Annotated in this window: 11 protein-coding genes and 1 riboswitch; of the genes, 10 read left to right on the forward strand and 1 reads right to left on the reverse strand. The window is 40.1% G+C overall.

Features of this window, described 5'->3' with window-relative positions:
- The first annotated feature begins 20 nt into the window (after positions 1-20).
- The 9 genes from QA584_RS12855 (at position 21) to QA584_RS12895 (ending at position 10,231) form a co-directional block, all read left to right on the forward strand.
- Positions 21-2,477, forward strand: a complete 2,457-nt coding sequence (locus QA584_RS12855) for a GH36-type glycosyl hydrolase domain-containing protein (protein ID WP_278274902.1) — start codon at positions 21-23, stop codon at positions 2,475-2,477.
- 358 nt (positions 2,478-2,835) lie between these two features.
- A riboswitch (cobalamin riboswitch) is annotated at positions 2,836-3,071 on the forward strand.
- Positions 3,072-3,289: 218 nt separating this feature from the next.
- Complete coding sequence (locus QA584_RS12860) at positions 3,290-4,048, forward strand: energy-coupling factor ABC transporter permease (protein WP_278274903.1); 759 nt, start codon at positions 3,290-3,292, stop codon at positions 4,046-4,048.
- Position 4,049: 1 nt separating this feature from the next.
- Positions 4,050-4,370: an energy-coupling factor ABC transporter substrate-binding protein gene (locus QA584_RS12865; RefSeq protein ID WP_278274904.1), complete on the forward strand. Its 321-nt coding sequence runs from the start codon at positions 4,050-4,052 to the stop codon at positions 4,368-4,370.
- Between the two features lie 114 nt (positions 4,371-4,484).
- Positions 4,485-5,390: a cobalt ECF transporter T component CbiQ gene (cbiQ, locus tag QA584_RS12870; RefSeq protein ID WP_278274905.1), complete on the forward strand. Its 906-nt coding sequence runs from the start codon at positions 4,485-4,487 to the stop codon at positions 5,388-5,390.
- 197 nt (positions 5,391-5,587) lie between these two features.
- Positions 5,588-6,409: an energy-coupling factor ABC transporter ATP-binding protein gene (locus QA584_RS12875; protein ID WP_278274906.1), complete on the forward strand. Its 822-nt coding sequence runs from the start codon at positions 5,588-5,590 to the stop codon at positions 6,407-6,409.
- A gap of 68 nt (positions 6,410-6,477) precedes the next feature.
- Positions 6,478-6,690: a GNAT family N-acetyltransferase gene (locus tag QA584_RS12880; protein WP_278274907.1), complete on the forward strand. Its 213-nt coding sequence runs from the start codon at positions 6,478-6,480 to the stop codon at positions 6,688-6,690.
- 145 nt (positions 6,691-6,835) lie between these two features.
- The gene (locus tag QA584_RS12885; RefSeq protein ID WP_278274908.1) at positions 6,836-7,879 is read left to right on the forward strand and encodes an AraC family transcriptional regulator; all 1,044 of its coding nucleotides are present in this window, start codon (positions 6,836-6,838) and stop codon (positions 7,877-7,879) included.
- A 148-nt stretch (positions 7,880-8,027) separates the two neighbouring features.
- Positions 8,028-9,524, forward strand: coding sequence for an L-arabinose isomerase (gene araA, locus QA584_RS12890; RefSeq protein ID WP_278274909.1), 1,497 nt, complete (start codon positions 8,028-8,030; stop codon positions 9,522-9,524).
- 14 nt (positions 9,525-9,538) lie between these two features.
- Positions 9,539-10,231: an L-ribulose-5-phosphate 4-epimerase gene (locus QA584_RS12895; RefSeq protein WP_278274910.1), complete on the forward strand. Its 693-nt coding sequence runs from the start codon at positions 9,539-9,541 to the stop codon at positions 10,229-10,231.
- A 386-nt stretch (positions 10,232-10,617) separates the two neighbouring features.
- On the opposite strand, the gene QA584_RS12900 is transcribed toward QA584_RS12895, so the two are convergent.
- Positions 10,618-11,400, reverse strand: coding sequence for a helix-turn-helix domain-containing protein (locus QA584_RS12900; RefSeq protein ID WP_278274911.1), 783 nt, complete (start codon positions 11,398-11,400; stop codon positions 10,618-10,620).
- A gap of 207 nt (positions 11,401-11,607) precedes the next feature.
- Here QA584_RS12900 and arfA point away from each other — a divergent pair, with 207 nt between their 5' ends.
- The gene (gene arfA, locus QA584_RS12905; RefSeq protein ID WP_278274912.1) at positions 11,608-13,104 is read left to right on the forward strand and encodes an arabinosylfuranosidase ArfA; all 1,497 of its coding nucleotides are present in this window, start codon (positions 11,608-11,610) and stop codon (positions 13,102-13,104) included.
- The last annotated feature ends 55 nt before the right edge of the window (positions 13,105-13,159 follow it).

The raw sequence follows: 13,159 nt of genomic DNA on the forward strand, positions 1-13,159 counted from the left end.
TTAAGAAGGGAGGAACTTGAATGGATGCTGTAAAAACACCGGAAACTGAGGAAAAAGAACCAGAGGAGAAGAAACTTAAAGGGAATGAGAATTATGAATTTTTTAATGGATTTGGCGGTTTTGTAGAAGAAGGAAGAGAATATGAAATTCTTTTGGAAGGAAACAACAAACCGCCTGCACCCTGGATTAATGTAATTGCTAATCAGAACTTTGGTTTCTTTGTCTCTGAGTCGGGGGCCGGATTTACCTGGGCAGGTAACAGCAGAGAGAATAAGATTACGCCCTGGTCCAATGATCCGGTCAGTGATAGAGCTTCGGAAGCTATATATATCAAGGATGAAGTAACAGGGAAGGTAATGACCCCTGCCTCCCTTGGCCGGTCGGACCGGGGTAAGTATCTGGTAAGGCATGGCTTTGGGTATTCGGTATTTCGCCATGAAGAGGAAAATTTGAAACAGGAACTTACTGTATTTGCGCCTCTTGAGGAGCCGGTAAAGTTATGGGAGCTTAAACTGACCAACACCTGTGACAGGGACAAGTATCTGACTCTGACCTATTATGTTGAGTGGGTACTTGGTACTGCAAGGGATCAGACCGGTCCTTATATTGTAACTGGATACAATAATGAACATGAATATTTAAGTGCCTCTAATATCTACAGTTATAATTACCACAAATTCAATGCTTTTATCTTCTCCAGTGAGATGATAACCGGATATACCGGGGACAGGCAGGAGTTCTTGGGGGTAAAGGGTTACGTCTTAAAGCCTCAGGGGCTGGAGAATAAGTTATCCAACAGCACCGGAGCCTGTTATGATGCCTGCGGAACCATACAGGTATCGATAACGGTCAGAGCCGGTGAAACCAAAACGATCATATTTGGACTGGGTCAGAGTGCAGATTCAAAAGAGATAACCTGCCTAAGGCAGAAATACAAGGATGTGTTAAAGGTTTCGGAAGAACTTGATAAGGTAAAACGTTATTGGGATAAGATACTAGGAACCATTAAGGTAAAGACCAGTGACCGGGCTATAGACATCATGGTAAATGGCTGGCTGTTATACCAGACCATTTCCTGCCGGATAAACGCAAGAGCTGCCTTTTATCAATGCGGTGGTGCCTATGGTTACAGAGACCAGTTACAAGACACGCTTTCCCTTTTGTACACCAATCCGGAGGCTCTAAAAAACCAGATTCTGATTGCTTCAAGCAGACAATTTGAAGAAGGTGACGTTCAGCACTGGTGGCATCCGCCTACAGGTATTGGAGTAAGGACAAGAATATCGGATGACCTTCTCTGGCTGCCTTATGCTACGGCGGCCTATATACAGGGTACGGGCGATTACCAGATTTTAAAGGAGAAGGTGGCTTATATCAAGGGACCTTTGCTGAATGAAAATCAGCATGACGCCATGTTTACACCGGAACGGTCAGAGCTGACCGGCAGTGTATATGAACATTGTAAGAAAACAATTCTTTACACCAGACTAGGAAAACACGGACTTCCCCTTATGGGGGGCGGGGACTGGAACGATGGTATGAGCGAGGTGGGAATAGAAGGAACCGGAGAAAGCGTATGGCTGGCATGGTTTTTCTATTCCTTAATGGGAGATTTTATACCTCTTTGCTATCATGAAGAGGATACGGAATTTGCCGATGAACTGGTGCAAAAAAGAGAAACTCTTTTAAATAGTATTGAAGAAAATACCTGGGATGGGGAATGGTATTTAAGAGCTTTTTATGACGATTACACCAAACTAGGTTCCAAGGAAAATGATGAGTGCAGAATCGATTCCATCAGTCAGTCCTGGAGCGTTATATCAAAAGGTGCTAAAAAAGAAAGAGCCCTTGCGGCAATGCAGTCGGCAAAGCGGTATCTGGTTAAAGAAGAAGAGGGAATTTCTTTGCTTCTGATGCCGCCCTTTGACCGAACCAATAAAAATCCGGGTTATATTAAGAATTATTACCCCGGTATCAGAGAAAACGGTGGTCAATATACCCATGCAGCGGTTTGGCTAGCCATAGCCAATACGATGATTGGGGATTATAGTATGGCCCACACGCTTTTTACTATGTTAAATCCCATTCACATTACCCTGCATAAGAGAAATGCCCTTAAGTATGAAAAGGAACCTTATGTCATGATTGCAGATATCTCCTTAAGCCCTCCCTACACCGGCAGAGGAGGGTGGAGCTGGTATACAGGCTCAGCAGGATGGATGTATCAGGGTCTGGTGAACTATTTCTTAGGGATTAAAAAGGAAGATGGCTATCTGGTAATAGACCCTAAAACCCCTGCAAACTTCGGTGATTTTTCCATCTGGTATAAGCATGGGACTGCTGTTTATGAAATTCGGGTTGAAAGCAGAAGTAAAGGTGAATTACTTACTGAAAAGGTAATCCTTGATGGTGAAACAGTGGAAGGGAACCGGGTTAAACTTATGGATGACGGGAAAAACCATGTGGTAGTTGTTTAGAAGTACCAGTTAAAATTTTTACCGCCAATCACCTTGGGTGTTTGGCGGTAGTTTTATCTGAAATTTTATATTAAAGAAGTTTACCTTAAAGCGCTGACAATAATAGAACCGTATTGACATGGTTTAGGGGTTATTGTATAATAAATCCAATTGAATAATTAACAGATGCGACGAGAATTGTAGACTAAGACAGTAACTCTTAATAAAAAGATTGGTATAACTCCAATACGAGTGAAATTGCTGTAATTGCTGATAATATAAGTCAGTGTAAGTCGTATCCCATGATTTCTTTATAGTGCGCGCTCTGTTAAACTAGAATATAATCGTGCCCACTTTATAAAGAATGGGCATTAGTTATTTAATGAACATAGCTTTTTGTGGCCATACTCCGTACAGTGAGTATGGATGGACAAGGGAATTGGGTGTGAACCCCAGACGGTACCGCCGCTGTATGCGTGGAGTCCATTCTCGTTGATGAAAATCAGTCATTGGGGAAACCTGAGAAGGCAGAGGATGGATGCGAAAGTAAAATCAAATACCTGATATTACTTTGTAAACGTGAGTCAGAAGACCTACAAAAAGAGAAAAGCCGGCTAAAGGTCTGCCCTTTTGTCGACGATATACACAGAAAATCGGCTGTGGCAATTTTTATTGTCACGGCTTTTATTTTTTAAGCTTGTTATAATTGCTGAAATGTCAGTTAAATATAACAAGGTAAATAAAAATAACGGCTGTGATAGATTGGGGGGATTTTAAGCAATAAAATCGAAAAGCAGTAATAAATTTGAATAATTACAGGAGGAAACAATAGTATGAAAAAATGGACGAAAGCAGAAAAGCGAATATTTGGTAGTTCAGTTTTATTCGCTTTGATTTTTGCTTCTTCTAAGAAAGCTTTTGCAATGCACATAATGGAAGGATATCTGCCGGTCCTTCATTGCGTTGCCTGGGGTATTATCAGCATACCTTTTTTAACAGCGGGAGTTATCAGCATTCGGCATACGGTAGAAAAGAGACGCCGTGCTTTAATATTACTTGCAATGTCAGGTGCCTATATATTTGTATTGTCTTCTCTTAAAATTCCGTCAGTGACGGGAAGCTGCAGCCACATGACCGGTACGGGACTCTCTGCAATCTTATTTGGACCGTTTACGACCAGTGTCCTTGGTATCATAGTATTACTATTTCAGGCAATTTTGTTAGCTCATGGCGGGCTGACCACATTGGGAGCCAATACCTTTAGTATGGCAATAGCCGGTCCAATTCTTTCTGTGCTTTTATACAAATTGGGCAACAGATTAAAATTAAACAAAAAGGCATCCATATTCTTTGCTGCTGCCCTTGGAGATCTATTTACATATTGTGTTACAAGCTTACAGCTGGCAATGGCTTATCCCAGTACAGAGGGCGGTGTTGGCGCAAGTGTTTTAAAATTTCTTGCCGTATTTGCACCAACGCAGTTACCCCTTGCAATTATTGAAGGAATTTTAACCGTAATTATTATAATGGGGCTGGAAAGCTTTGCTGCACCTGAATTGAATGAAGTTGGTTTCCTAAAGGAGGCAAGGTAAGATGTCTAAAAATAAAAAAACAATAGCCCTGTTATTGCTCCTTGTATTGGCACTGGTAATTCTGCCATTGTTTTTATTAAAAGGAGCAGAGTTTAGCGGCAGTGATGACGCTGGAAGCCAGGTTATAGAAGAAATAGCCGGTAAGGATTATGAACCCTGGTTTACCCCGGTTCTGGAAAAAGCAATCGGAGGTGAACTTCCGGGAGAAATTGAAAGCCTTATCTTCTGTGTGCAGACCGGTATTGGTGTCGGGATAATTGCATATGCCTTTGGCTATCTGGTTGCCAGAAAGAAGTATTCGGAAACAACAAATAAAGTATAAGAGAAAAGAGCAGTTGTAAAATTTAAAATGAGGTAATATAACAATCCCGGCTATAGATATGGGGCTGGGAGGAGGTTTTCATTTTACAACTGCACTTAAATTTTGGAGAACGATATGATAATAACTGCTTTATTAGCAATGCTTGTAATCTGGTGCCTACTTTATTCAATGGTTCCAACCGTTATTCTGATAGCCTTGTGTGTGGTGCCAGGAGGTGTTTTAACACTCATGAACCATCATAAACAGGAGGGATTTTTACAGTTTGATGTTATAGCTTTGCACTCACGTCTTAATAAAGTTTCTTCTGAATTAAAGTTCTGTACGGTACTTATTTTGATGATCTTATGTATTATTTCCCATTCTCCCTTGGTGGGGCTGTTTTTGTCCGGTGTCATGCTGATTATCCTTGTGTTGGGAGACGGGCTGAATATTCAGGAATACTTTTCAATCCTTTCACTACCGTTATCTTTTCTTTTCATAAGCGGTTTGGCACTCCTTTTTGAATATGGTGTTCAACCAACAGGTGTTATTAATGTACCGGTGTATCACGGATTTTTCATTGTCAGTACTACCGCACAAGTAAAAGCAGCCCTTGTAATGGCGAAAGCCCTGGGTGCAATCAGCTGTTTGTATCTGCTTAGTCTTACAACACCCATGTCTGAGATTATTGGTGTGCTAAGACGTTTTAAAACACCGGACATTGTCATCGAATTAATGTATTTGATCTACCGGTATATCTTTATTTTACTGGAAATGCACCGTTCTATGAAAAATGCGGCTGCCAGCAGGAATGGGTATATTAACTATTCCACCAGCATACATACTACAGGAAAAATCTATTCTAATTTACTAGTCAGAAGTTATTATCAGGCAAATAAAAATTTTGATGCCATGGAAAGCAGATGCTATACAGGAGAAATCCGGTTTTTAGAAAATAATAAAGTGATTAAGAAAAGTCATGTGATAGCAGCCGCAGGTCTGATTATAGGAACTTTATGTATGACCTTGTTTTATAGATAATCTCAGTTCAAATTACACTGTCTTAAAAACACCCTGTATAGATATGAAGTTCACAGCATCTTTAGCCTAGGTGGAAAATTACGACACTGAACTTCGTATCAGTAGGTATATGATATGACAGAGTATTGCTGATATATAAAATTTTTTAGAATAAAAATTAAATTTTTTAGATGTTTATTAATATAAGGAGCATTTGCATGGAAGAAATACTTCGTTTTGAAAACATAAGCTACCGTTATGATAAAGAGCGGATTGCTTTAAATAATTTATCCGTTACTCTTTATACATCTCAGAAAGTAGCAGTACTTGGCAATAACGGAGCCGGAAAAAGTACCTTCTTTTTATGCTGCAATGGGATTTTAAAACCTCAAAGCGGTGATGTATACTTTCACCGGGATAAGATGCAATGGAATAAGCATAAGAATAATTTATTGCGGCAGGCTGTAGGGCTGGTATTCCAGGACCCGGATAATCAGATAATTGCAGGGACGGTTGAAGCTGAGGTAAGTTTTGGCCCAATGAATCTTAAATTAGAGGAAGCTGAGGTACGCAAACAGGTGGACGCTGCCATTACGAATATGCAGTTAGAAGAGCTGCGCTTTCGGGCACCTCATTACTTATCCGGTGGTGAAAAAAAACGGGTCAGTATTGCGGACGTCCTTGCTATGAATCCTCAGCTGCTGTTGTTTGATGAACCTGGTGCAAGCTTAGACCCTGCGAATTCCTGTCTTTTGGAAAAAAACCTGGATATGCTTCGTGAAAAAGGGCTTGGTCTGGTAATTGCTACCCATGATGTTGATTTTGCCTGGCGGTTTGCTGACCGGGTGCTGGTGTTTCACAAAGGGGAACTTGCTGCCGATGGCACTCCGGAAACGGTATTTGCTGATGAACCGCTCCTTGCAAAATGCGGATTAGCCCAACCGATTTTATACCAGGTTGGAAAGATATACAATTTTAATCCGCTGCCTCGTGTAATTTCAGATGTCAGAAAGCTGGCACAAGGAAAGAAGCTGCCATAAGAAAGGAACCTGACCGGATGTTAATACCTGATTGTTCCATCTCTGTTTATGGAGGGTATTTTGCTTCAATGGAACAACATAAAGGATATGCTCAAGGGGCAATGAAAATGCTGCCTGATTTTGCAAGAGAACACTTTACATTTGTTCAGGAATTGGTATTGATTGTAAATCATGCTAATGTACCTGCTCAAAATCTCTATAAGAAAGCAGGATTTTCCGATACCGGAAGGCGGAGAAACGGAAATCATGGGTTACAATATATATACCATTATAGTTTGTAAAAACTTAATTTGCATTCTTATCAATCACGAATGAAAGAAACAAATTGAAATATCCTCTTTAAAGCACTATACTTATATCAGAAAAAGAACTGCGGGAAAGCCATGCCGCAAAGATTGACGTTAGGTTTTAGTAAGGAGGATAAGTATGGAGCTGACGGATTACTGCACGGAGATAACAGAACGAAAAAGTGAACTTAAGGAATCTGATGATAATCTTGGGCTTCGGATTATGTGTCCGGAATATTCCGGAGATTATATTGATGTTAAGACCTTTCCCCTGCCTAAAAAGGAAGGTAGTTTTATATTGTGTTGGAATCTGAAGAAGGAGGGCACTTTATATGCTGCGATAAAACCATATCAGCCGTCTTTTTGCTATCGATGTGAATATGCGCCTGGAGAAAAGACACAGTATCATACCCATGACTACATTGAACTGGCTTATATTGTAAAGGGTGAATTTAAACAAAGAATCATGGGAAATGACATTCTGTTCCAGAAAGGGGAGCTTTGCCTCATTGATAAAAACTGTCCCCACCAGGACTTTCTTGGGGGACAGGACAGCATTATTATCTTTCTTGGACTTGCCAATGAAATCTTTGATCAGGTCATGGTTGAGAATATCGGAGAAGAGAAACTCCTTGATTTTCTTCGCACCGCTTTGTTAAAGCAAAAGGACATCAGGCAGTTTCTGCATTTCAAACCAAAAGATATGGAAGACAACAAGCTGAATGAAATGTTTCTTGCTGTTTTTAAGGAACTGGAACATCACGATGCAGCTACCAAGTATATCTGCAAGGGTTATATCATAAGAATCCTTCATCATCTCAGTACAAGTTACGAGTTCCGTCTTTCCAATGAACAGCGCAAGAAGATGAACTGGCTGATTTATGAAGAGATTAAACGCTATATTGAAGAAAACTATGAAAGCATTACGATAAAAGAACTTATCTCCAAATTCCATTACAATGAGGACTATTATAACCGGCTGCTGAAAGAAAAACTCGGCATGACTTATCTGGAATACGTACAGGAACTTAGGCTTTCCAATGCTCTTAAATTATTAAAATCCACAGATATGACCGTGGAAATGGTGGCAAATCGTGTAGGCTACCAGAACAAAGGGTATTTCTATAAAATTTTCCTTGATAAATATAATACTACTCCGGCTAAGCTGCGAAAACAGCGATAGGGATATAAACAGGTAAAAAATCAAAGTAGGAATAGGTAACTTTTTATTGGAAACAGTAGCCAGGCGCAATTGTTTGGAAGCATAAAATTGTATATACTAAAGGTACAAGTAAAAAGAGCATCATATCAATTTTATGGAGGTATAAAATATGCTTACTAAGAAAAACTATCAATTCTGGTTTGCTACTGGTTCCCAGTCTTTGTACGGTGAGGAATGCTTAGAGGTTGTGGCCGAACATTCAAGAATTATTGTAGAGGGATTAAATAAAAGCGGATTACTGCCTTTTGAGGTAGTATTAAAGCCCACCCTGATTGACAATATCTCAATCAGAAAATTATTTAATGATGCCAATGCAGAAGAGAACTGTGCCGGTGTCATCACCTGGATGCATACCTTTTCACCAGCTAAATCCTGGATATTAGGTCTTCAGGAATACCGAAAACCCCTGCTTCATCTTCATACCCAGTTTAACAGAGAAATTCCCTATGATACCATAGATATGGATTTTATGAACACCAATCAGTCAGCCCATGGTGACCGGGAATTCGGTCACATTGTGAGCCGTATGGGAATAGAAAGAAAAGTGGTTGTCGGCTTTTGGGAGGACAAAACAGTTCAGGAACGTATCGCAGGCTGGATGATTACAGCCGTTGGTATAATCGAAAGCAGCCATATCCGTGTGCTTCGTGTTGGTGACAATATGCGTAATGTTGCAGTTACCGAAGGCGACAAAGTGGAAGCACAGATTAAATTCGGCTGGGAAATAGATGCTTATAATATTACAGATATTGCAGAATATGTACAGCAGGTATCGGCAGGAGATATCAATGCCTTAGTTGAAGAATATTATGACAGATATGAAATCCTGACAGAGGGCAGGGATCCAAAGGAATTTAGAGAACATGTGGCTGTACAGGCAGGAATCGAGATTGGTTTTGAACGGTTTTTAACAGAGAAGGATTATCATGCTATCGTTACAAATTTTGAAGTTTTATCCGGATTAAAACAGCTCCCCGGTCTTGCAATCCAGAGATTAATGGAAAAGGGCTATGGCTTTGGCGGGGAAGGTGACTGGAAAACTGCCGCTATGGTACGTCTTATGAAGTTAATGACCCAGGGAATAAAGGATGCTAAGGGTACCTCATTTATGGAGGACTACACATACCATCTGACTGCCGGTAAAGAAGGTATCTTGCAGGCTCATATGCTTGAAGTATGCCCGACTATAGCCGAAGGAAAAATCGGAATAAAGGTAAATCCACTGACAATGGGTAACCGAGAAGACCCGGCACGTCTGGTATTTACCTCAAAAGCGGGTAAAGGTGTGGCTGCCTCGATGGTGGATTTGGGTAATCGTTTCCGTCTGATTGTCAATGAAGTAGAATGCCTGCCACAGGAGATACCTATGCCAAAGCTTCCGGTAGCAACCGCCTTCTGGCGTCCGGAGCCTAATCTGATAACTGGAGCGGAAGCCTGGATTTTAGCAGGTGGGGCACATCATACTGCATTTTCCTATGACTTAAGCGCAGAGCAGTTGTGTGACTGGGCCGCCGCTATGGATATTGAAACCATATTAATTGATAAAGATACCAATATAAGAAATCTTAAAAATGAACTCAGATGGAATGCCATTGCGTTCCGTTAAAGGAAGGAAAAGATATGTTAGAAGATTTAAAAGAAATAGTGTTTAAAGCAAATATGGAGCTTCCAAGTCGTGGACTTGTGACTTATACCTGGGGGAATGTAAGCGGTATAGACCGCGCAACGGGTTATATGGTCATTAAACCCAGCGGTGTGGAGTATGATAGCATGAAGGCAGAGGATATGGTCGTTGTTGATCTTCTCGGCAATCATATCGAAGGTAACTATAAGCCCTCCTCCGACACTGCAACCCATATTGAATTATATAAAAAGTACCCTGAACTTGGGGGTATTGTCCATACCCATTCCACCTGGGCAACATCCTGGGCCCAGGCTGGCAGAAGCATTCCGTTATATGGCACAACCCATGCAGATTATTTTTACGGCCCCATACTCTGTGCCAGAAGCCTGACAGAGGAAGAAATCAACGGAGAATATGAGAAGAATACCGGTCTTGTAATTATTGAAACCCTGACCGGAAAAAATATCAAGCCCATGAGTTTGCCGGGAATCCTTTGCACCAATCATGGTCCCTTCACCTGGGGCAAAGATGCCTTTGAAGCCGTACACAACGCAGTGGTACTGGAAGAAGTGGCAAAGATGTCCTGTTATACGGAACTGATTAATCCCAATGTCAAGCCAGCACCGACTGCAATTGCAGACAAACATTATTTGCGTAAGCATGGGGAAAATGCTTATTATGGGCAGTAATTAGCCGTAACCCAGTTAAAAAAATAATAGAATCCAGGGATTATTAGAAATTATACAACTAATATACAATAAGAGTGATATACTAAATATTGCTAATAATAGATAACTCGTTAAATTAACAATTGACCAGTGGTATCAAAAATTTTAAACGTTATTATCTGGAAAAAAGAAGGATTATATATTGTAAATTTTTATGGAACGTATGCGCGACTGCTGCAAGAGAGTACGAAACCCCTTGCTTATGTAGGCATAGAATAAAATTACAATATATAATCCTTCATCTATATACTGAGCCTTATTAATTGATATCATTTGTTCATGAAAATTTTCTCAATATTTATTAATATGAGATAGCTCCTATTACGATAACGGTACATGTAAAACCATCAGGTTTTAATCTTTTCTCTATAATCACTGGGGGTACAGCCGCATTGTGCTTTAAAGAGCCGGTTAAAATGACAGATGTTAGCAAAACCGGAATCCAGTGCTGCTTGTCTGATTGTCACAGCCTCATTGTTCATCAGATATTTTGATTTTTGAAGCCTGGCTTGTATTAGTTCCTCCTTTGGGGTACTGTTAAAGAACTGCTGATAATAGGTATAAAGCTGACTTTTCCCGATATTTAGTATTTTGCACATCTGATCTACCGTCCATGGTTGTTCACAGCTTTTAAGCATCAATTCTCTTAAGCTTAACAATTCCGCATAGATTCCCTGCCTTTGTTCATATGGGATCGACTCCTGCATCTGGTAGCGATTAAGCATGATAAGGAGCTGGGTTAAATAGGCGTTAAGCATCTGATCTACATTTGACATCTTATTAATAGATTCCTGATAAATCTTTTTTATCAACCAATTAAGCTCTTCGACATTATCTGGATAGAAGATCCGGTTTTGTTTTAGGTCATATTCCTCTATAATCTCTGGATTACAAAAAAAGTGTACGTAACTGTTGAAAAACTCATGAACTGCCTGGTAATGCTGAGGTTCTCCCGGAGAATACAGGATACAGGCGCCAGATTTTGCCTTTACAGAATCACCACTGGGAAAATAAAAGGTCATAGGTGATAATATGATCAGAAAGAGATAGCTGGGAGTACCAGACGGACGTAAAATAACATCATGGTCAGGATTGTGGGTATGATATCCGCAAAAATCAATGGTTAGCATGGTTTTCCTCCGAAGGGTTGGTATAGGGTCATCCATATCGATAAATTCATGTAAATAGGGCATAGTATTTATATAAAACAGTATAGTAACAACCGGAAGAAAAGTCAATATTATAAGAAAGAATGTAGTTTTCATTTTCTATATAAATGATATAATTTAACTATATAAATGATATAATTTAACTACGACAAGTAATGGAGGTAAATAATGAAAAAGTCAACACTAAGTATTGATAAACATTTTATTGTAGGAGATATTGATAAGCGTATTTATGGTTCCTTTATCGAACATCTTGGACGGGCTGTATATGAAGGAATCTATCAGCCAGAAAGCCCCTTTGCCGATGAGCAGGGTATGAGAAGTGATGTAATAGGGCTAATCCAGAAATTAAACGTTCCCATTGTCCGTTATCCGGGAGGGAATTTTGTATCCGGCTATCACTGGGAGGACGGTGTAGGTCCTAAAAATGAACGTCCGGAGAAAATTGATCTTGCCTGGAATGTAATCGAAACCAATCAATTCGGTCTGAATGAATTCATGGATTGGGCGAAGAAAGCAGATACTTCTGCAATGATGGCAGTAAATCTTGGAACCAGAGGAATCGAGGACGCCAAGAATATTGTAGAATATTGTAATTTAAAAGGCGGCAGTTATTATAGTGAATTAAGGAAAAAACACGGGTATGAACAGCCTCACGACATAAAACTATGGTGCCTTGGCAATGAAATGGACGGACCCTGGCAGATGGGGCATAAAACAGCAAAAGAGTACGGAAGGCTGGCAGCAGAAACAGGACGGATTATGAAAATGGTGGACCCTTCTATTGAATTAGTTGCCTGCGGCAGTTCCGGTCTTAATATGGATACGTTTGGGGCTTGGGAAGATACTGTTCTCTCTGAATGTTATGATCAGGCAGATTACTTATCCTTACATCAATACTATGGAAACCAGGATAATAATACCCCGGAATTTTTAGCGAATACGGTTGCTATGGATCGGTTTATAACTGCAGTAATATCTATCTGTGATGCGGTTAAGGCTAAAAAACGCAAAACCAAATCCATTCATTTATCCTTTGATGAATGGAATGTATGGTATCATTCCAACGAACAGGACAAGAAGCTGGAACGCTGGTGTAAAGTACCTCATCAGCTGGAGGATATCTATAACTTTGAAGATGCTTTATTAGTAGCCGGTATGATGATTACCATGCTTCGCCACGCTGACCGTGTAAAGGTTGCCTGCCTTGCTCAGTTGGTTAATGTAATTGCTCCTATTATGACTTCTGATACTGGAGCCTGGATGCAGACTATTTTTTATCCCTTTGCACTTATCAGTAATTATGGACGAGGAACGGTTTTGAATACTGTAGTAAAAGCACCTACCTATGAAAGCAAGCATGGAGATGCACCTTATCTGGATTCTGTCTGCGTAATGAATGAAGAAGAGGAAACCCTGACAATTTTTGCTCTCAATAAAGATCTTGAGGATTCTATGGAAGTATCCTGTGATCTGCGTCAGTTTAAGGATTATGAGGTCAAAGAACATATTATGCTGACCCATTCCGATTTAAAGGCTATTAATACGGAAGAACAACCTGATAATGTGGCACCGGTTCATGTTAAAACTACGAAAGTTATCGACGGAAACTTACAAGTGGTATTAAACAGCAAGAGTTTTCATGTGATTAAACTTGGAAAATAAGAACGGCTAAGGTTATTTTACTGTCAAGACAGGATAATCAGCCCTGATACGAAAT

Origin of the sequence: Anaerocolumna sp. AGMB13025, assembly GCF_029689925.1 — a bacterium.
In the GTDB taxonomy this organism is placed as follows: domain Bacteria; phylum Bacillota; class Clostridia; order Lachnospirales; family Lachnospiraceae; genus Anaerocolumna.

Bases quoted from the DNA above. Each gene is read 5' to 3' on its own strand.
- QA584_RS12880 (WP_278274907.1), top strand. From the start codon at position 6,478: ATGGAACAACATAAAGGATATGCTCAAGGGGCAATGAAAATGCTGCCT.
- QA584_RS12875 (WP_278274906.1), top strand. From the start codon at position 5,588: ATGGAAGAAATACTTCGTTTTGAAAACATAAGCTACCGTTATGATAAA.
- QA584_RS12895 (WP_278274910.1), top strand. From the start codon at position 9,539: ATGTTAGAAGATTTAAAAGAAATAGTGTTTAAAGCAAATATGGAGCTT.
- arfA (WP_278274912.1), top strand. From the start codon at position 11,608: ATGAAAAAGTCAACACTAAGTATTGATAAACATTTTATTGTAGGAGAT.
- QA584_RS12865 (WP_278274904.1), top strand. From the start codon at position 4,050: ATGTCTAAAAATAAAAAAACAATAGCCCTGTTATTGCTCCTTGTATTG.
- cbiQ (WP_278274905.1), top strand. From the start codon at position 4,485: ATGATAATAACTGCTTTATTAGCAATGCTTGTAATCTGGTGCCTACTT.
- QA584_RS12885 (WP_278274908.1), top strand. From the start codon at position 6,836: ATGGAGCTGACGGATTACTGCACGGAGATAACAGAACGAAAAAGTGAA.
- QA584_RS12855 (WP_278274902.1), top strand. From the start codon at position 21: ATGGATGCTGTAAAAACACCGGAAACTGAGGAAAAAGAACCAGAGGAG.
- QA584_RS12860 (WP_278274903.1), top strand. From the start codon at position 3,290: ATGAAAAAATGGACGAAAGCAGAAAAGCGAATATTTGGTAGTTCAGTT.
- QA584_RS12900 (WP_278274911.1), bottom strand. From the start codon at position 11,400: ATGCTAACCATTGATTTTTGCGGATATCATACCCACAATCCTGACCAT.
- araA (WP_278274909.1), top strand. From the start codon at position 8,028: ATGCTTACTAAGAAAAACTATCAATTCTGGTTTGCTACTGGTTCCCAG.